Here is a 17,384-nt window from a genome sequence, read left to right as displayed (position 1 = left end):
AGATGGGGATCATTGGCTTTGGAATCGTGTACGTAATGGGGCGCACACGAGTTCCTTTACCAGCCGCCAGAATCATCGCTTTCATATCGTTTTAATCTCCCTCTTGATGGCTATCGCGTCATTTACAGGGTGTTCAGCAGTGGCAACCCGTTTGATTTCACTGTTCAAACCTTCGCCGTTCAAACAACTAAGTGACCGAGTGATTAACTCAGCGCTTGCCATGCTTAAGTTATATTACAGCGACAGCATAAACAATCTCGGTCGGAAGGGTTATTCCGCTGCATTTTTACAGGAACCCTGCTAAATCTTCATACTTTTTGAGCAGAACCACTATGCAATTTCCTAGAAACAGGCTATCAGGCTCACTCCAATTTTCAAACCGCATAGATCGGGCTTGACTTAATCAGGCCTAGACTATATTCAGAAAACTTGGAGTCACGATTTAGGGGATTAACTGGCGGCGATCGCCCCATCAAACGATGTGCCAGTTGCACTCAGTTCTTGAGTCAAGCTCCGAACCCGCAAATCTTGATAAAACTCCGCTTGCTCTAGCTCCACCTTAGACTGAGATGAGAGTAGCAGCAACGCCCAAAAGACACTCACGCGATCGCCCTGGGTTGGGGTGGGATGCGCCGAGGCTCCACCATGGCCTGCGTGATGGGCATCGGGAGGACGTTCGAAGTCTTGAATGCCATAGGCTTGGGGATTGACCCAGCAATCTAAAAGCTGATCAAAGTTGACCCATTCCGCGCCTTGGCTTAAATCCGCCCAATAGGTTGCGAGAAACATATCTAGGGCTTCCGCTGTTTCGGTCAGATTTTCTTGGTGAGCCAGTTGACTAATGACCTTTGCGGCTTGGCTTTTGGGCTGGGGACGGGGGCGATGAACCCGCAATCGACGCCGGGGTTCGGCGATCGCGTTGGCCATCACCTGGAGTTGGCTAATCAGCTCGGCCAGCGTCACCCGACGATTGCTGGGCGGTTGGGCAACGGCTCGGCGTCGGATCTGGCGTTCTAGATTGGCTGGAAGAACTTGAAACTCGTCTGTCCCAAAATAATCAAAATCCTCAAGTTCAGGTTCTTCTTCCTGTTCCGATCGCGCCAGGGTGTCCGCCTTCAGCAATAGCAGCATCGACGCATAGAGAAATGCTTGTCCTGACTCGGACAGGTCGGCTTCATAGGGCGCACGACCGTTAATGGAGCGCCTAATGGGCTGGAGCTGACTCAAAAACCGATCGATCACGTCAATCACCTGCACATCCCAAGGGTTAATTTCCCCGCGTTCGGCGAGGTCAATCAACAGTTCGATGGCAGTATCTGCTAAGGAAGCCGACATAGGCGAAGGCTAGCGGGTGCTAGTGCGGACAAAGGCGATCGCGGCCAGGACAATCAGTAGAAGCAAGCAGGCAGGAACCCAGAGACTTAGTGGACTCAACGGATCAATAGCATCACTCAAAGACATCGGGCACTCACCGTAGCGATGAAGTTGAGATCAGGGTAGCGCAGTTCTAGGATTTGATCCGAGTGATACGCATGAATTAATAATAATACACATGAACCAAGGTGCGATCGCTACCATTCTATCGGTTTTCGATCAGAAATGGGCGGTGATGCTCTACTAATAGCGTAATTTTCCGATAAAACTACCAACGCCGCTCTATTCTTAGCGGTTCTCCCGCAGAAAGCGATCGCACTTCATCCGTTAAATCTAGCCAGGGTTGCAGTTGTCCGGCTTGGTAGGTTCGACTCATTACAACATATATAGAGGTTTGATCGCAGCCGATCGCCACCGATTTCACCTTCGACCAATCGTTTGCCCGTAACTCGTCGGTCACCACCCACTGCCCCGCTTGCCAACAGAGCGATCGCCGAAATTCAAACGGAGCTTCTGCCTTACCGACAATCAAAACTTTTTGCAATAGTGAGCGGATCACGTTCGGGAAAAACCGACCGACCGTCAGCATCACCACGCGCAGAATCATCAAGTTGAGGGGCGTCATCTGCTTTTGCTTTGCCCATCCCAATTTGCCTCGGATCTGGATTTCATCGTCTGTAATGTCAACGGTGTAGTCACTCACCAAATGGGCGACGGCATTCTTTAGTTTCCGCCCCTGCTGCACCTGTACAGAAAATTGGGTATCGGAGGCAATCAGCCGATCCTCCCGAAAGAGTTTAAACACGCCGCCTTTGTTCAAAGCCAGGTACAGGTGGGTGCAATCGCGCCGATCAATCAAAACTCGCGCATTTTTTAGCCAGATTCGCTCCTTTTCCGGTCGGGGAGGCAATGTCTCAATCTCTGACCGAGGCGCAAAATCTCGCCAAGCCAACAAGTAATTCCAGGTGTGATGCCCCACGATATGGTCATCGGCATAGCAAGGAGCCAGTCCTCTTGCCAGTCCGTTCAAGAACTGATCGTTAATCCGTAACGCCTCAGGATACCAATGCCCCACTAATTCAAACCCGTGGGGGAAGAAGTTATAGGTATTGCGGCTTGTGTACTCTCCCCCATAGGAGCCATCGGGGTGAACAAAATGGCTGGCGAGATCCACCGCACGAATCAAGGCTTCCTTCAGGCGAGGATCGGGGTTGAATTCATAAATGCGGGCAAGGCAAGAGATCGTCAGCGTATGGTAGCCCGGATCGCACCCTTCATATTCCTGAAACCACCCTTCCGGATCTTGCCAATCCAACACCCGCTCCAGGCGTTGCACCTTAGCGCGATCCCATTGGTCGGTACTGAGCAAGCGGGATAGGAGTTCCAAGCAGAGCACGATCAAGGCTTGGTGATTCGTCAACTGACCACTTTCGTGATGGTGCGCTAGCCAATCGGCTCGTTTCGCAAAGAACTGGAGGATATCAGCATTCTCTAAGCCCATCAGCCGATAGCTATCCAGGCAAGCCAAGAGCGAAAACGCAGCAGCACCCCCCGCCCGCTCGAAGGGAAAATAGTCATCGCAGGAGCCATCGGGATGGGCACTTTGGGCGGCGTACAGAATCCCTGCCTCTACCCAATCCCGCAGAACCAGTTGCAGATAAAACGGATTATCCGTCAGGCTCGTATGATAGGCCAACGCCAACGGCAGCACGAATTCCTGGGACATGCCGCTGGGGAAATCGATGATTTTGTACTGCCAGAAGTTGCGATCGAAACAGCCGTAGGTGGGACTATGGCGATTGCGATCCATCAAGGTCAGAATTTTAGGAATTTGGGCGATCGCCTCGCGGGCAAAGAGATCCGGATGCATGGTTAACTCTCCTCTGGCAAAATCTTGAGCCGAATCGTGCGGGAAAGGCTGCTGTCCATATCGCCAATTTGAACTTCGAGAACGGTCGTAGTGAGAGGGTTAATGGCATCTAGGAGCGATCGCAAATGAGGAGTACTCGCGCCACTATCGAGGTATACCCGTTCTGCTAAAGAACCTAGTTTTTTCCAATGTCCGTGGAGTTTAGCAATGGTTTGTTCTAACTGGGCCGCTTGATTGACTAAATCTGCCGTGGAATTCAAACAGCCGATCCGGAGCGCCTCTTCTAACGCCAGCTCCAGGTCAAGCGAGGTACGATTTAGCGCTTGCACATCGGTGGCAGCGCTCAGGTATTTTGCCAAATAGCGGGCCTCAGCGGTGACTTGTTTGAGGGTGCTGATATCGGGATTTTCGCTCAACTCCTCCTGCAAAGGGGCTTGGTGCAGTTCCGGCAACTTTTCCAGTTCGCGCACCAGCGGAGCCACATAGCGCGTCGGAATCGTATGGTTTGCCGCTTTCTCTTTCACCTCGACTGGAATCACCTCAGAGGTCATGATCGTCCACTCGTCGTCCATGCGTCGGATGTCGCGGCGAGTGATGTGTTCTCCCCGGCGCACCGCATCTCCAATCATTTGCTGGACTTCCGGAGCCGCCTGAGCCGTCTCAACAAAGGCACGCTTGCTAAAGGCATTGACATCGTCCGGCTCAATAATGCCCTGACTCAGCAACGCATCCGCACTGTCGGCTAGTTCAATGAGCGAGTAGGCCTGACTTTTGCTGATCTCATGTTCCTTCAGCCAATTTGAAAACCCAACGCTGTGTCCTTCTCCTCCCCGTTTTTCGCGATCGCGCACAGCTCGAAGAATGCGACCCCGCCAAATATCCGTTTGCAGGTCAAAGCGATCGCACACCTGCCACGCGAGGAGAACTTGTTGCTGAAAGTCTGCGTCAGATACCTGGGGATCGGTCGGATCCGGGAGCTGGAACTGAAGGTCTGTCGCCGAACTAGACTTCAGATCAACTGAGAAATTTGCGGTGTAAACCATAATCCCCCCATGAATGCCGAATCATTATGCCATGAGATTAGGACTTCCGCCCCTGCTTCTCATCAGTTACCAATTTGGTAACGTGCCCCTTTGATTCCCATCGGCATGCCATGGTGAATATAGGCCGTGTTGCGCTCCTCACGCGCCGCTCTGGAAAGGGAGAAAAAGACAGGAGTGGGGGAACCTTTATCCCCCACTCTGAGCAAGACTGCAAGAACATCCTGCTCTCTCCCTTCCAATTCCCTGGTTCCTAAACAAGTAACAACAACCTACGAGCGACCAATTTTCCAAGGTGTTCAGGAGAGAAATCATGACCAATGGGCGACGTACACGATTCGGGCTTACCGCAGTTAGTGTGGTGCTTGCAGCAGCAGGGGTGGGCTGTTTTGTAGTCGCCCAATCAAGAGCGATCGCCCCAATCCCCTCATCTGATATCACCTTGCCCCACCAGAGTACCGACGTTACGGATAATGCGATGCCGACTTCCCTACTCAATTCAGCCGTTGCCACTGCCCAAAATCAGTTTGGGTTCAAGCTATTTTCTGAGGTAATGCAGGAAGATAGCGGGCAAAACGTCGTGATTTCCCCCTCTAGCGTGGCGATCGCCCTCTCCATGCTCTATAACGGTGCGGACGGCACAACGCAGGCGGCGATCGCGCAGGCTCTAGAACTCCAATCCTTCAGTATCGAGGATGTGAATCAGGCGAATGCTGCGTTAATCACCAGTCTGGAGAGTGCGGATCCACAAGTCAAACTCAACATCGCCAATGCGCTATGGGGAAATGAAGGCACATCCTTCGAGGCCGCCTTTCTCCAGCAGAATGCCGAGTTTTATCAAGCAGAAATCGCAACGCTCAACTTTGCCGATCCCTTGGCACTCCAGACCATTAACACCTGGGTATCGGAGCAAACCCAAGGCAAGATTTCTGAAATTCTCAGCTCGCTACAACTGGATGATCTGTTGGTGCTGGTCAACGCGATTTATTTCAAAGGCAGTTGGACGCGTGCATTCAATCCAGATTTAACGAGCGATCGCCCCTTCTTTCTACTGGATGGCCGCGAAATTAGTCATCCCCAGATGACGCAATCCGGTGAGTTCAGCTACTTAGAAACCGATCAGTTTCAGGCGGTGAAGTTGCCCTATGGCAATGGTCGGATGAACATGTACGTCTTTTTACCTCGACAAACGGACTCGATTGAGGGTGCCGTCGATGATTTTTACAGTTCCTTAACCGAGGAAAACTGGCAAGCCTGGAATCAACGGTTTCAACGCCGCGACGGCACGCTCTCCCTGCCTCGCTTTACCGCTGAATATGACACCTCCCTCAACGAGGCTCTGAGTGCATTGGGTATGGCGATCGCCTTCAACCCTGGCGAGGCCAATTTCGATCATCTCAGTCCTCAACCCGCTTCCATAGACTCGGTTCAACACAAAACTTTTATTGACGTCAATGAAGAAGGCACGGAGGCAGCAGCAGCTACATCTGTGACTATTGCGCCAACATCAATGGCCATCCCCGTTATTCCTCCGTTTGAAATGATGGTCAATCGTCCCTTCTTCTTCGCCATCTACGATGACCAAACGGGCACGATACTATTTATGGGAGCAATGATGACTCCCCAGTAACCTCCGAAAGCCTGAAACAATCCAACAAGCTTCATAGTTCCGCACAAAACTTCCCCTCGCAACCCATCTTTACCTCAAAACTGAGAACTCAAAACTCAAAATCAGTATCAGCGCTGAGAACTCAAAATTCAAAGCTGGGATTAGGACAGAATACAATGGAGGAATTTTTTCAATAAAAAAAGGAGCCTTTAGACTCCTTAAAAATCACATATCAAAGAACTGCTTAAAAACAAGAAATGGAAAAAATGCCTTTCCCGACTCTAAGCAGGCTCTACACGAGCATAGAAATTGCCGCGAATCTTAACATCCACGGGTTCCTTACCGCCCATATCAGTATCAGAGGGTTGAAGGCTTTCAAACGTACCAGCAATTTCACCAGTATCGCTATCAACCTTAGACACTTGCAGAGAAATCTTTCCACGACCCGTCACAAAGGCCTTGACGTTCTCCTTGCCTAGCTCGTCGCTATCGGCTTGAGCCGGAAGCGCAACAGCGTTATCATATCCAGTCGCAAGACCACGACCTTTCGGATCCAAGAAATTAGAGGTGCGATAGGACGGAACCTTAAATTCACCCTCAAAATCCGTAGACGTGTTAATGCCTTGCAATCCAGGCTGAGTTCTAGCAACTAAGCCCTTGATGGTGAATAGGAAAGGAACTTCCTCTCCACCTGGCAACAAGACAGTCGTTGCTTGGAAGTCAAATCCATCTTCCTCAATAAAACTCAAGCTGCCATCAGACTCTAGACGTAAACGACCACTGACTTGATCAAGGGTCGTCGTCTTACGTGTTAGTGGCTTACCTTGCACAAACTCTGCGGTCTGTCGCTTACTCACCGGTTCCTGCTTAACGAAGTAACTGGTTGGTTCTAAACACAGTTCACGCAGAATGTAATTATCGCCAGAGCCAATAACAATAGAGCCACGTTTTGTCTCTTCAAGTTTGGGACAGGTATTCGCTAATCCTGTTCCTCTGATCTGTTCATAAGTAAGTGCCCCACTATCTGCTGTGGGTTCACCGCTGCACGCAGTCAGCAATCCTAGACATACTGCTAGAAATGCAACAATTAAAGCACGATACCTCATGGTCAACCTCAATGTGATTATTATGAAGTCCCCGCCAGTGATATCTCACAAAAGGAAGTCTCAATAAAGCATTGTACAAGACGGTGTCCTCATTCTCTTGCCAACATTGATAGTGGTAGCCGGAAATATAACGTTGCCTTCGGTTAAATCACTAAGCTTGTGTCAGGCGTTGTACACACCAATAGGAGAGATGTGGAGGAAATACTAACATTGTGGCTTAATACAACTGGGCGGACGTTCAGGATTTGTACATAACCTTGCTGTGACTCAATCTGAACCAGCTTGCCGACTCTTAAGCCAATAGCAAAGTGACAACCTATGAATTCTGACCCTAATATCAGTAACGCTTTATCTGACACTAGTAACCTTGAAAGCAACGATCCGCTTCCTGGGTCTTCCAGCCAAGAACTGCGGGAACTAGAACCCGTCCTAAATCATATTCTTCAAATGGCACAAGCATGCGATCGCGATTGTGCAAAGCTTCTAACTATTCTGCGAGGTCTTGAAGCTGTACATCGCGAAATTCGCGAAGATCTCTTTCAACCTGCATTGCCAGACAATCGTCAAGCGCTTTATGCTCTACTCCGAGATGTCGAAGCAGAAGGAGGATGGCCCTACATCAACCGCATGAAGCTCCAAGACTTTTTAAAGCGGCTCATTGAAAGTGAAACAGGCGATGATGATGCTCAATCCGATCTGGACGGATAAAGCGCTAGTCGGAAAAACTACCGTCAGCAATGTGAACAAGCTACAAATGCCCAGGACAAGCCACCTACTGCCCAGAGTGCAACCAATTGTAAGGATTGCCATCTAGAATAAAACGTAAGACCTACAATTCATAGCTAGACTCCATGATTCCAACTGTTATTGAGCAATCAGGACGCGGTGAGCGTGCCTTCGATATTTACTCGCGGCTCTTACGAGAAAGGATCGTATTTCTTGGACAGCCTGTGGACGCGGATGTAGCTAACCTGATCGTGGCGCAGATGCTATTTCTGGAAGCAGAAGATCCGGAAAAGGATATTTATCTGTACATCAATTCTCCAGGCGGTTCTGTCTCTGCAGGCTTAGGTATCTTCGATACCATGAACCATATTCGACCAGATGTATGTACGATCTGCGTTGGCCTCGCTGCTAGCATGGGAGCCTTTTTGCTCAGCGCAGGAGCCAAAGGTAAGCGGATGAGCCTCCCTCACTCCCGCATTATGATTCACCAACCCTTGGGAGGGGCTCAGGGACAGGCAACCGACATTGAGATTCAGGCACGAGAGATTCTATACCTTAAACAGAAACTGAATCACTATCTTGCCCAACATACAGGTCAGCCGATCGAGCGGATTGAGCAAGACACTGAGCGAGACTTCTTCATGTCTGCCCATGAAGCAATGGAGTATGGACTCATTGACCAAGTTATTGATCGCCAGTCAGTCGGAAGTCGTCCTGAACCTATAAATACCTAAAGGCAATAAGTAACAGTTACTCTTTCCTCCATGCCTTATGGCTTTAACTGACAAAACCCGCATGTTTAGTGCGGGTTTTGTGATATTATAGTTGTCCGCGCAGCGTAAGATGCTACCAGGCTGAAACCAGTTCGTTAGCAATTAGTAAAAAAACTAGACAAACGCATTGTCAATCGTCTACTATATTTAATTGTCGCCAAATCGGGCAGAAGCCGTTAACTGCTAAGCCAGTTACCGCAGCATATTTAACTGTGGAGATGCCTGGAAGGATACTGAGTAGAGTTTCTACTCAAGTCCTGGCTAAATTTCGGCACTTGTTTTGATGTGTGTCCGATCTGTTAGGTTTTCCTGAATAACTTGATTTAAAACCCAAGATTCAGGCAATTAGAGCCACTTCTGTGTCTTTACATGGATGGGTGGTTCCTTCTCCATCGGTCGAAAGACAGTTGGCTTCGGTGGCAAGCTGGCAGAAAAATGCAGTTTGCCTACTTCGTAGTGTGTAAGGTTAAGGGAGATCTGTTACTGTGTCTGTCGGCATTCTCGGAAAAAAGCTTGGAATGACCCAAGTGTTCGACGAGGAAGGTCGGGCGATCCCGGTCACTGTTGTTCAAGCTGGTCCCTGTACAGTTACTCAGATTAAAACTGTTCCAACGGATGGCTATTCTGCGATCCAGGTTGGGTTTGGCGAATCATCTGAGAAATCTTTGAACAAGCCGGAATTAGGCCACCTCGCAAAGTCGAACTCGTCACCCCTACGGCACTTGAAAGAGTACCGATTGGCTGATTCCAGTCAATACGAACTGGGGCAGCAAATTAAGGCGGATGTTTTTGAAGTCGGTCAATTGGTAGACGTAACGGGTAACAGCATTGGTCGAGGTTTTGCTGGATACCAAAAGCGTCATAACTTCAGACGAGGACCAATGGCTCACGGTTCGAAGAATCATCGTCTGCCTGGATCCACGGGAGCTGGAACGACCCCTGGTCGTATTTATCCCGGCAAGCGTATGGCAGGCCGCATGGGAAATAGTCAGGTGACAATTCGTCAATTGACCGTTGTCAGAGTTGATGCAGAGCAAGGCTTGATTTTGATCAAGGGCGCTGTCCCTGGTAAGCCAGGTGCATTGCTGAATATCAAACCAGCAAACATTGTGGGCAAGGCTTAGGTCTGTCAGCCGTAAGAGGGAAGAGATAGATATGGTGAGCTGCATAGTAAAAGATTGGCAAGGACAAGAAGCGGGCAAAGCTTCTCTAGAGTTAAGAGTTGCAGATGAAGCGAATGCATCCCACATCGTGCATCGTGCACTTGTTCGGCAACTAGCAAATGCGCGTCAAGGGACTGCGTCAACTAAAACCCGTTCTGAGGTTCGGGGTGGTGGGCGTAAGCCTTGGAGACAAAAGGGTACAGGTCGTGCCCGGGCCGGATCAAGTCGCTCTCCGCTGTGGAAAGGTGGCGGTGTTATTTTTGGTCCCAAGCCAAGAGATTACTCCACCAAAATGAATCGTAAAGAGCGGCGTCTTGCCCTTCGAACTGCGTTTCAAAGTCGTTTAGATGACTTAATTGTGGTTCAAGATTTTGCTGATCAGATGGAGCGACCGAAAACCAAAGATTTGATTGAGGCGATCGCCCGTTGGGGTGTTGATACCAACGCAGAGAAGGTTTTGTTGATTACGGCTGAGCGTAATGAAACCGTTTACTTATCGGCTCGCAACGTCTCCGCATTGAAGCTAATCTTGGCAACCAACTTGAATGTCTATGACCTTTTAGCCGCTGATCGGATTGTTGTCACTACATCTGCTCTAGACAAAATTCAGGAGGTTTACAGTGATCAAGTTTAATGATTCACGTTCGTTCGCTGACCTTGTACGCCGCCCAATCGTCACTGAGAAAGCAACGATTCTTCTTGAAGATAACAAGTACACCTTCGAAGTTGATCCGAGATCGACTAAAACTCAAATCAAGGCTGCTATTGAGGAGCTATTTGATGTCAAGGTTACAAAGGTCAACACCCAGAATCCACCAGAGAAGTCTCGTCGAGTTGGACGTTTTGCAGGTCGCAAGCCTCATTATAAGAGAGCTGTTGTAACCCTAGCTGAGGGCGATTCCATTACCCTCTTCCCTGACGTATAGAAACGTCTCCAACGATCCAAGACCCTGCTGTTAATTTGCAAAGAAGAGTTTGAACAATGGGCATTCGCTTTTACCGACCTTACACGCCCGGAACGCGTGAACGTACCGTTTCAGAGTTTAGCGAAATCACGAAAACTGAGCCTGAAAAATCTCTAGTTCGTTATTCTCATCGGCGCAAGGGCCGCAATAATCGCGGCGTAATTACGTGTCGTCATCGCGGCGGCGGTCATAAGCGTCTCTATCGGGTTATTGACTTTCATCGGAATAAGCATAATGTTCCGGCTAAGGTTGCTGCGATCGAATATGATCCCAATCGCAACGCTCGCATTGCGTTGCTTCACTATGAGGACGGCGAGAAGCGTTACATTCTTTATCCTGATGGGTTGAAGGTAGGCGACAAAATCATCGCAGGTTCTGCGGTTCCTTATGAGATTGGTAATGCGATGCCTTTAGGCAATGTCCCTCTGGGTACCATCGTTCATAATGTTGAGTTAATTCCAGGGCGTGGCGGCCAGATGGTTCGTGCGGCGGGTGCCTCTGCACAGGTAGTTGCGAAAGAAGGAAATTTCGTCACGTTGAAGCTCCCATCGAGTGAAGTTCGAATGGTACGTCGAGAGTGCTACGCGACGATTGGTCAAGTTGGAAACTCAGACTCGAGAAACGTCACCTTAGGGAAGGCGGGTCGTAAGCGTTGGTTAGGCAAACGTCCAGAGGTACGGGGTAGCGTTATGAACCCTGTTGATCACCCTCATGGTGGAGGTGAAGGTCGGGCTCCAATTGGACGTCCCAGCCCGGTCACTCCTTGGGGTAAGCCAGCACTTGGACGGAAAACGCGTAATCGTCGTAAGGCTAGCAGCGCATTGATTGTTCGCGGTCGTCGTCGTTCTTCGAAGCGCGGTAGAGGCGGTCGGAACGCTTAACGCAAATGACATCTGTTGAGATTGATAGATAGGTAAACGCTCTATGTCCCGTTCTCTAAAAAAAGGTCCTTTTGTCGCGGATCACCTTCTACGGAAGATTGAGGTACTCAATGAAAAGGGTGACAAGCAAGTCGTCAAAACTTGGTCGCGTGCATCCACAATCATTCCTCAAATGATCGGTCATACGATTGCAGTACATAACGGACGACAGCATGTTCCCGTTTACGTAACGGAACAAATGGTAGGGCACAAGTTAGGTGAATTTGCGCCGACCCGTACTTTCCGAGGTCATGAAAAGAGCGATAAAAAAGCTCGTCGCTAAGTTAAGGGAAATTGGCGTGTTTTGTGAATTGATTCGTCACAGGCAGCCTTGAGGAGAGATAAATGGTTACTACGACTGCACCAGAAGTTAAAGCGATCGCTCGTTATATCCGGATGTCACCTCATAAGGTACGTCGGGTGTTGGATCAAATTAGAGGCCGTTCCTATCGTGAAGCCCTCATTATTCTAGAGTTTATGCCCTATCGTGCTTGCGACCCTGTGCTGAAGGTTCTTCGCTCAGCCGTTGCGAATGCAGAGCATAACGAAGGATATACGCCTGCTGACTTAGTAATTACGCAGGCCTACGCGGATCAGGGAACCTCGCTACGGCGCTATCGCCCTAGAGCGCAAGGGCGCGCTTACCAAATTCGTAAGCCAACTTGCCATATTACAATTGCGGTGGCTCCAAGCGAAGAGGCTTAGAGTGCTTAAACTTTAAGCTGTTTGACTCATTAGTTTATGTTCGTGATTTAGACGTTACGCAGAGAATTTGACAAAGGGGATATCGTGGGACAGAAGATTCACCCAACCGGATTTCGTCTGGGCATCACTCAAGACCATCGTTCTCGTTGGTTTGCCGAGGCTAAGCGTTATCCAGAACTGCTGCAAGAAGACTATCGGATTCGCAACTATATTGCAACAGATAAGGATCTGAAAAATGCTGGAATCGCTGATGTTCGCATTGAGCGCAAAGCTGATCAGATTGAGCTGGAAATTAAAACAGCTCGGCCTGGTGTTGTTGTAGGTCGCGGTGGAGCTGGTATTGAATCCCTAAGAGCAGGTTTGCAAAAGCTTCTCAACGATCCAAATCGTCAAATTCGAATCAATGTTGTTGAGGTAGCACGGGTAGATGCTGATGCAGTATTGATCGGTGAGTATGTCGCTCAGCAGCTTGAGCGACGAGTTTCGTTCCGTCGTGTTGTTCGTCAAGCGATTCAGCGGGCGCAGCGGGCAGGCGTGGAGGGCATTAAGATTCAAGTTAGCGGTCGCTTGAACGGTGCTGAAATTGCGCGAACAGAGTATACCCGAGAAGGCAAGGTCCCCCTCCATACATTGCGTGCTGATATTGACTATCACTACTGCACGGCACAAACAATTTACGGAATTCTAGGCATCAAAGTATGGGTTTTCAAAGGGGAAGTCATTCCAGGCCAAGAAGAGGTTGCTGCGCCTAGTGCAAATGTTCAGCCGCGTCGTCGTCAGCAGCAGCGTCGTCGCCAACAGTTCGAAGATCGCTCGAACGAATCTTAAGTTTAAGGTCTGATTCATCGCATTACGGTCTGACACTCTGAAATCTAAGGTATTGAGTCATGTTGAGTCCGAGAAGAACTAAATTCCGCAAGCAGCAGCGTGGACGAATGCGCGGTATGGCAACCCGAGGTAACTTGATTAATTTTGGGGAGTTCGCGTTGCAAGCCTTGGAGCCCCACTGGATTACATCTCGCCAAATTGAAGCAAGTCGTCGAGCTATGACTCGCTATATTCGTCGGGGCGGAAAGATTTGGATTCGCATTTTCCCTGATAAACCTGTGACGATGCGACCTGCTGAGACCCGAATGGGTTCTGGTAAGGGAAATCCGGAGTATTGGGTAGCAGTTGTAAAGCCTGGACGAGTTTTGTTCGAAATCTCAGGCGTACCGGAACCAACCGCGCGTGAAGCGATGCGACTAGCATCCTACAAGCTTCCTATTAAAACTAAGTTTATTACGCGTGAGCAAGAGGTGTAGGTATGCCACTTTCAAAGATGGAAGACATCCGCAGCCTGACGGATCAGGAACTGAGCGATGAAATTGTTGCAGTTAAAAAGCAACTGTTCGAATTGCGTTTTCAAAAAGCTACTCGCCGTCTGGAAAAGTCTCACGAATTTAAGCATGCTCGTCATCGTTTGTCGCAGTTGATGACGTTAGAGCGTCAGCGCCAGTTGGCAGAGCAGGCATCTAGTTCATCATCGACAGCACAAGAGGAGTAGAGACGAATGGCGGTTAAAGAACGGGTCGGATTAGTCGTGAGCGACAAAATGGACAAAACAGTCGTTGTCGCTGTCGAAAACCGTGCACCTCATCCCAAGTATCGCAAAATCGTTGTTAAGACGAAGCGTTACAAGGCTCATGATGAAGAAAATTCTTGTCGTGTGGGCGATCGCGTTCGCATTCAAGAAACACGTCCATTGAGCCGCACCAAGCGTTGGGTTGTGGCAGAAGTCCTCAATAGCGCATCGAATGTGTAAAACAGGAGGTCATTTGACATGATTCAACAGGAAACTTACTTGAATGTGGCAGACAACAGTGGTGCCCGAAAGCTGATGTGTATCCGTGTCCTCGGAGGCAATCGTAGATACGCAGGTGTCGGTGATGTTGTGATTGCTGTTGTTAAAGACGCTCTTCCCAATATGGCGGTTAAAAAGTCAGACGTCGTTAGGGCGGTCATCGTTCGCACTAAAAAGTCTTTGTGCCGAGAAAGCGGCATGAGCATTCGGTTCGACGATAATGCAGCAGTGATCATCAACGCCGAAGGTAACCCCAGGGGTACCCGTGTTTTTGGCCCTGTCGCACGTGAATTGCGTGACAAGAACTTTATGAAGATTGTATCCCTTGCACCGGAGGTACTCTAAGTGGCAAACGCTAAAACCTCTAAGCCGAAGCGCTACAAAATGCACGTTAAGAAGGGCGACACCGTTCAAGTCATAGCTGGTAGTGATAAGGGGAAAGTGGGTGAAGTTTTAAGAACTATCCCCAAGACCAGTCAAGTTGTTGTTCAAGGCGTCAATACAAAGACCAAGCACGTTAAGCCCCAACAGGAGGGCGAGTCTGGTCAGATTGTCACCTTTGAAGGTCCTATCCATAGCTCAAACGTCATGCTTTACTCCTCGAAAAAGAAAGTGGCAAGTCGTGTTTGCTATACCTTTAACGAAGAGGGACGCAAGGTGCGGATGCTCAAGAAAACAGGCGAAATTATTGATTAAGTTCGACTCGTATGCAGCGATTTGTTACGACGATCGCGTTATCGAACAAACGGTTCCATATTATCCCTGACAAAGACCAGGGCAGTTGTAAGGCAAAGCTATGACGGAAGCATTAAAAGAGCTCTACAAGGAAAAAATTGTTCCGAAGTTAATGGAGCAATTCCAGTATGAAAATATCCACCAAGTTCCTAAACTTGTCAAAGTGATGGTGAATCGTGGACTGGGTGAAGCAGCGCAAAACGCAAAGGCGCTTGAGGCATCTATCAACGAATTTGCCATTATTACCGGTCAGAAGCCCGTAGTAACTCGTGCTAAGAAGGCGATCGCCGGATTCAAAATCAGACAGGGTATGCCTATTGGTTTGATGGTAACCCTTCGTTCTGATCGCATGTATGCGTTTGTAAATCGTCTGATCAACTTGGGACTTCCTCGAATCCGCGACTTTCGAGGAGTCAGCCCAAAGAGCTTTGATGGACGCGGCAACTACACTCTGGGTCTACGAGAGCAACTCTTATTTCCAGAAATTAGCTATGACGGCATTGATCAAATTCGCGGGATGGATATCTCGATCGTGACAACCGCGAACACCGATGAAGAGGGTCGCGCTCTTCTCAAAGAATTTGGTATGCCCTTCCGGGACAACTGAGGCATTTTCACGAAGAGGAAGCTATGGCAGCGAACGACATCATTGCAGATATGCTAACGCGCATTCGGAACGCAAGCCTTGCGCGGCACCGGACTACGGAAGTTCCCTCCACTAAGATGACTCGCAACATTGCTCGAGTTCTCGTAGAAGAAGGGTTTATTGCTGACTTCACGGAAGCGGGCGAAGGCGTTAAAAAGCATCTGGTAATTACCCTGAAATACAAAGGTAAGGGCAATCAGCCAATTATTAGAGCTCTAAAGCGAGTTAGCAAACCGGGACTGAGAGTTTACTCAAACCGCAAAGATCTTCCGCGAGTACTGGGAGGAATTGGAATCGCCATCATCTCCACATCTAGTGGAATCATGACTGATCGGGATGCTCGCCAGCAAGGATTAGGAGGAGAGGTTCTTTGCTATGTTTGGTAGACCCGTTCTGCAATCTCGATGCATAGCTTTCGTTGCTGTTGACAGTGCAGGAGTTCATTAATTATGTCCCGTATTGGTAAGCGTCCTATTCCCCTTCCCCAAAAGGTGACCGTTTCTATCAACGGTCAGAATGTTTCAGTGAAAGGACCCAAGGGTGAGTTATCCAGGGTTCTACCTGAGGAAGTGGAAATTGTCCAAGACGATAACGTTGTTTTAGTGAAACGTCGTAACGACTCTCGTATTGCTCGTCAGCGTCATGGCTTATCTCGGACACTTCTCGCCAACATGGTTGAGGGGGTTTCACAAGGTTTTCAGAAGAAGCTGGAAATACAAGGCGTAGGTTATCGAGCTCAGGTTCAAGGGCGTAACCTCACTCTGAACGTAGGATATAGCAATCCTGTTCAGATTACTCCCCCTGATGGCGTTCAAGTTGCTGTGGAAAACAACACAAATGTGATTGTTAGCGGAATTGACAAAGAAGTGGTGGGAAACGTAGCTGCTACGATTCGTGCAGTTCGTCCTCCGGAGCCTTATAAGGGTAAAGGGATTCGCTATTCCGGTGAGTTTGTAAGACGCAAAGTTGGTAAGGCAGGGAAGAAGTAAAGATGAAACGTACTCGTACGGAATCTACAAGACGTCGCCATGCTCGCATTCGTCGCAAAGTGTTTGGAACATCAGAGCGACCGCGTCTGGCAGTCTTCCGTTCCAATCAGCATATCTATGCTCAAGTTATTGATGATACACTTCATCAAACTTTGGCGTCGGCTTCTACTTTAGATCCCGATCTAAAGTCTGCTTTGAGTTCCGGTAGCACCTGTGAGGCATCCACTCATGTCGGCAAACTTATTGCAGAGCGTGCACTTGAAAAAGGCATTCGCCAAGTTGTTTTTGACCGTGGTGGTAAGCTCTACCATGGCCGCATCAAAGCACTAGCTGATGCAGCACGCGAAAATGGTCTAGATTTCTAGGGACTACTACTGCACACAGCATTTGTTTATTTATGTAGACAAGGACTAGAGGAATGGCAAATCGTCGTAAGGGAAGCCGTGCACGCGAGAAAGAAACTGATTGGCAAGAAAGAGTTGTTCAGATCCGACGTGTGACTAAGGTTGTTAAAGGGGGCAAAAAACTGAGTTTTCGAGCCATTGTGATTGTGGGCAATGAACGTGGCCAGGTTGGCGTTGGCGTTGGTAAAGCCAGTGATGTCATTGGAGCGGTACGTAAGGGAGTTGCTGATGGTAAGAAGCACTTGGTTGATGTGCCATTGACGAAGGCGAGCTCCATTCCTCATCCTGCGACTGGTGTCGGCGGCGGTGCCAAGGTATTAATGCGGCCTGCAGCTCCGGGTACAGGTGTAATTGCAGGGGGTGCAGTTCGGACTGTTCTAGAACTTGCTGGCGTAAAGAACGTTCTTGCCAAACAACTTGGGTCAAGTAATCCGTTAAATAATGCTCGAGCAACCGTTGATGCCCTAGCAACACTCAGAACGTTTGCGGAAGTTGCCGAAGAGCGTGGTGTATCCA

General features: G+C 49.1%; 25 protein-coding genes. 20 read left to right on the top strand and 5 right to left on the bottom strand.

Features of this window, described 5'->3' with window-relative positions; translation table 11 throughout:
* From IGR76_01995 to IGR76_01980, 4 genes are all read right to left on the bottom strand, one after another.
* The coding region (locus tag IGR76_01995; GenBank protein ID MBF2077306.1) for a hypothetical protein at positions 1-85 on the bottom strand (85 nt) is incomplete at its 3' end.
* Between the two features lie 365 nt (positions 86-450).
* Complete coding sequence (locus IGR76_01990; protein ID MBF2077305.1) at positions 451-1,335, bottom strand: segregation/condensation protein A; 885 nt, start codon at positions 1,333-1,335, stop codon at positions 451-453.
* Positions 1,336-1,642: 307 nt separating this feature from the next.
* Positions 1,643-3,244 carry a hypothetical protein gene (locus IGR76_01985; GenBank protein ID MBF2077304.1) on the bottom strand — a complete coding sequence of 534 codons (1,602 nt, stop codon included), beginning with the start codon at positions 3,242-3,244 and terminating at the stop codon, positions 1,643-1,645.
* 2 nt (positions 3,245-3,246) lie between these two features.
* The gene (locus tag IGR76_01980; protein MBF2077303.1) at positions 3,247-4,287 is read right to left on the bottom strand and encodes a hypothetical protein; all 1,041 of its coding nucleotides are present in this window, start codon (positions 4,285-4,287) and stop codon (positions 3,247-3,249) included.
* 310 nt (positions 4,288-4,597) lie between these two features.
* Here IGR76_01980 and IGR76_01975 point away from each other — a divergent pair, with 310 nt between their 5' ends.
* Positions 4,598-5,914 (top strand): serpin family protein, encoded by a 1,317-nt coding sequence (locus tag IGR76_01975; protein ID MBF2077302.1) that lies wholly within the window; start codon positions 4,598-4,600, stop codon positions 5,912-5,914.
* Between the two features lie 260 nt (positions 5,915-6,174).
* Here IGR76_01975 and IGR76_01970 read toward each other — a convergent pair whose 3' ends face one another.
* Complete coding sequence (locus tag IGR76_01970) at positions 6,175-6,999, bottom strand: photosystem II manganese-stabilizing polypeptide (protein MBF2077301.1); 825 nt, start codon at positions 6,997-6,999, stop codon at positions 6,175-6,177.
* A 336-nt stretch (positions 7,000-7,335) separates the two neighbouring features.
* Here IGR76_01970 and IGR76_01965 point away from each other — a divergent pair, with 336 nt between their 5' ends.
* From IGR76_01965 to rpsE, 19 genes are all read left to right on the top strand, one after another.
* On the top strand, positions 7,336-7,707 hold the full coding sequence (locus tag IGR76_01965) for a hypothetical protein (protein MBF2077300.1): 372 nt from the start codon (positions 7,336-7,338) through the stop codon (positions 7,705-7,707).
* 143 nt (positions 7,708-7,850) lie between these two features.
* Positions 7,851-8,459: an ATP-dependent Clp endopeptidase proteolytic subunit ClpP gene (gene clpP, locus IGR76_01960; GenBank protein MBF2077299.1), complete on the top strand. Its 609-nt coding sequence runs from the start codon at positions 7,851-7,853 to the stop codon at positions 8,457-8,459.
* A 524-nt stretch (positions 8,460-8,983) separates the two neighbouring features.
* Positions 8,984-9,622: a 50S ribosomal protein L3 gene (locus IGR76_01955; protein ID MBF2077298.1), complete on the top strand. Its 639-nt coding sequence runs from the start codon at positions 8,984-8,986 to the stop codon at positions 9,620-9,622.
* 31 nt (positions 9,623-9,653) lie between these two features.
* Positions 9,654-10,295 (top strand): 50S ribosomal protein L4, encoded by a 642-nt coding sequence (gene rplD, locus IGR76_01950; GenBank protein ID MBF2077297.1) that lies wholly within the window; start codon positions 9,654-9,656, stop codon positions 10,293-10,295.
* Positions 10,282-10,587 carry a 50S ribosomal protein L23 gene (locus IGR76_01945; protein ID MBF2077296.1) on the top strand — a complete coding sequence of 102 codons (306 nt, stop codon included), beginning with the start codon at positions 10,282-10,284 and terminating at the stop codon, positions 10,585-10,587. The genes rplD and IGR76_01945 overlap by 14 nt, the downstream gene beginning before the upstream one ends.
* A gap of 56 nt (positions 10,588-10,643) precedes the next feature.
* A complete protein-coding gene (gene rplB / locus IGR76_01940; protein ID MBF2077295.1) occupies positions 10,644-11,507 on the top strand; it encodes a 50S ribosomal protein L2 in 864 nt (287 codons plus the stop codon).
* Positions 11,508-11,550: 43 nt separating this feature from the next.
* Positions 11,551-11,829 carry a 30S ribosomal protein S19 gene (rpsS, locus tag IGR76_01935; GenBank protein ID MBF2077294.1) on the top strand — a complete coding sequence of 93 codons (279 nt, stop codon included), beginning with the start codon at positions 11,551-11,553 and terminating at the stop codon, positions 11,827-11,829.
* A gap of 62 nt (positions 11,830-11,891) precedes the next feature.
* Positions 11,892-12,251 (top strand): 50S ribosomal protein L22, encoded by a 360-nt coding sequence (gene rplV / locus IGR76_01930; protein ID MBF2077293.1) that lies wholly within the window; start codon positions 11,892-11,894, stop codon positions 12,249-12,251.
* 84 nt (positions 12,252-12,335) lie between these two features.
* Positions 12,336-13,079, top strand: a complete 744-nt coding sequence (gene rpsC / locus IGR76_01925; protein MBF2077292.1) for a 30S ribosomal protein S3 — start codon at positions 12,336-12,338, stop codon at positions 13,077-13,079.
* A gap of 59 nt (positions 13,080-13,138) precedes the next feature.
* Positions 13,139-13,555, top strand: a complete 417-nt coding sequence (gene rplP, locus IGR76_01920) for a 50S ribosomal protein L16 (GenBank protein ID MBF2077291.1) — start codon at positions 13,139-13,141, stop codon at positions 13,553-13,555.
* Between the two features lie 2 nt (positions 13,556-13,557).
* Entirely contained in the window at positions 13,558-13,797 is a 240-nt protein-coding gene (locus IGR76_01915) for a 50S ribosomal protein L29 (protein MBF2077290.1), read from the top strand.
* A gap of 6 nt (positions 13,798-13,803) precedes the next feature.
* Positions 13,804-14,055 (top strand): 30S ribosomal protein S17, encoded by a 252-nt coding sequence (gene rpsQ / locus IGR76_01910; GenBank protein MBF2077289.1) that lies wholly within the window; start codon positions 13,804-13,806, stop codon positions 14,053-14,055.
* A gap of 18 nt (positions 14,056-14,073) precedes the next feature.
* Complete coding sequence (gene rplN, locus IGR76_01905; GenBank protein ID MBF2077288.1) at positions 14,074-14,439, top strand: 50S ribosomal protein L14; 366 nt, start codon at positions 14,074-14,076, stop codon at positions 14,437-14,439.
* 39 nt (positions 14,440-14,478) lie between these two features.
* A complete protein-coding gene (locus IGR76_01900; GenBank protein ID MBF2077287.1) occupies positions 14,479-14,790 on the top strand; it encodes a 50S ribosomal protein L24 in 312 nt (103 codons plus the stop codon).
* A 100-nt stretch (positions 14,791-14,890) separates the two neighbouring features.
* The gene (gene rplE, locus IGR76_01895) at positions 14,891-15,436 is read left to right on the top strand and encodes a 50S ribosomal protein L5 (GenBank protein MBF2077286.1); all 546 of its coding nucleotides are present in this window, start codon (positions 14,891-14,893) and stop codon (positions 15,434-15,436) included.
* Between the two features lie 23 nt (positions 15,437-15,459).
* A complete protein-coding gene (rpsH, locus tag IGR76_01890) occupies positions 15,460-15,861 on the top strand; it encodes a 30S ribosomal protein S8 (protein ID MBF2077285.1) in 402 nt (133 codons plus the stop codon).
* Positions 15,862-15,924: 63 nt separating this feature from the next.
* Positions 15,925-16,464 (top strand): 50S ribosomal protein L6, encoded by a 540-nt coding sequence (rplF, locus tag IGR76_01885; GenBank protein ID MBF2077284.1) that lies wholly within the window; start codon positions 15,925-15,927, stop codon positions 16,462-16,464.
* Positions 16,465-16,466: 2 nt separating this feature from the next.
* Positions 16,467-16,829 carry a 50S ribosomal protein L18 gene (locus IGR76_01880; protein ID MBF2077283.1) on the top strand — a complete coding sequence of 121 codons (363 nt, stop codon included), beginning with the start codon at positions 16,467-16,469 and terminating at the stop codon, positions 16,827-16,829.
* A 53-nt stretch (positions 16,830-16,882) separates the two neighbouring features.
* Positions 16,883-17,384: 30S ribosomal protein S5 (gene rpsE, locus IGR76_01875; GenBank protein ID MBF2077282.1), on the top strand; the 502-nt coding region annotated here is incomplete at its 3' end.

Origin of the sequence: Synechococcales cyanobacterium T60_A2020_003 (genome assembly GCA_015272205.1) — a bacterium.
Taxonomy (GTDB): Bacteria; Cyanobacteriota; Cyanobacteriia; order RECH01; family RECH01; genus JACYMB01.
Note: the sequence above shows the minus strand (reverse complement) of the source record. Positions and strands in the feature narration are given on the sequence as shown.

What these genes read in the sequence shown, in the direction of transcription:
- rplB (MBF2077295.1), top strand. Translation starts at nt 10,644, where the DNA reads ATGGGCATTCGCTTTTACCGACCTTACACGCCCGGAACGCGTGAACGT.
- clpP (MBF2077299.1), top strand. Translation starts at nt 7,851, where the DNA reads ATGATTCCAACTGTTATTGAGCAATCAGGACGCGGTGAGCGTGCCTTC.
- rplE (MBF2077286.1), top strand. Translation starts at nt 14,891, where the DNA reads ATGACGGAAGCATTAAAAGAGCTCTACAAGGAAAAAATTGTTCCGAAG.
- IGR76_01900 (MBF2077287.1), top strand. Translation starts at nt 14,479, where the DNA reads ATGCACGTTAAGAAGGGCGACACCGTTCAAGTCATAGCTGGTAGTGAT.
- rpsQ (MBF2077289.1), top strand. Translation starts at nt 13,804, where the DNA reads ATGGCGGTTAAAGAACGGGTCGGATTAGTCGTGAGCGACAAAATGGAC.
- IGR76_01915 (MBF2077290.1), top strand. Translation starts at nt 13,558, where the DNA reads ATGCCACTTTCAAAGATGGAAGACATCCGCAGCCTGACGGATCAGGAA.
- IGR76_01975 (MBF2077302.1), top strand. Translation starts at nt 4,598, where the DNA reads ATGACCAATGGGCGACGTACACGATTCGGGCTTACCGCAGTTAGTGTG.
- IGR76_01990 (MBF2077305.1), bottom strand. Translation starts at nt 1,335, where the DNA reads ATGTCGGCTTCCTTAGCAGATACTGCCATCGAACTGTTGATTGACCTC.
- rplV (MBF2077293.1), top strand. Translation starts at nt 11,892, where the DNA reads ATGGTTACTACGACTGCACCAGAAGTTAAAGCGATCGCTCGTTATATC.
- rplP (MBF2077291.1), top strand. Translation starts at nt 13,139, where the DNA reads ATGTTGAGTCCGAGAAGAACTAAATTCCGCAAGCAGCAGCGTGGACGA.
- IGR76_01970 (MBF2077301.1), bottom strand. Translation starts at nt 6,999, where the DNA reads ATGAGGTATCGTGCTTTAATTGTTGCATTTCTAGCAGTATGTCTAGGA.
- rplN (MBF2077288.1), top strand. Translation starts at nt 14,074, where the DNA reads ATGATTCAACAGGAAACTTACTTGAATGTGGCAGACAACAGTGGTGCC.
- rpsS (MBF2077294.1), top strand. Translation starts at nt 11,551, where the DNA reads ATGTCCCGTTCTCTAAAAAAAGGTCCTTTTGTCGCGGATCACCTTCTA.
- rpsH (MBF2077285.1), top strand. Translation starts at nt 15,460, where the DNA reads ATGGCAGCGAACGACATCATTGCAGATATGCTAACGCGCATTCGGAAC.
- IGR76_01985 (MBF2077304.1), bottom strand. Translation starts at nt 3,244, where the DNA reads ATGCATCCGGATCTCTTTGCCCGCGAGGCGATCGCCCAAATTCCTAAA.
- rplD (MBF2077297.1), top strand. Translation starts at nt 9,654, where the DNA reads ATGGTGAGCTGCATAGTAAAAGATTGGCAAGGACAAGAAGCGGGCAAA.
- IGR76_01880 (MBF2077283.1), top strand. Translation starts at nt 16,467, where the DNA reads ATGAAACGTACTCGTACGGAATCTACAAGACGTCGCCATGCTCGCATT.
- rplF (MBF2077284.1), top strand. Translation starts at nt 15,925, where the DNA reads ATGTCCCGTATTGGTAAGCGTCCTATTCCCCTTCCCCAAAAGGTGACC.
- IGR76_01980 (MBF2077303.1), bottom strand. Translation starts at nt 4,287, where the DNA reads ATGGTTTACACCGCAAATTTCTCAGTTGATCTGAAGTCTAGTTCGGCG.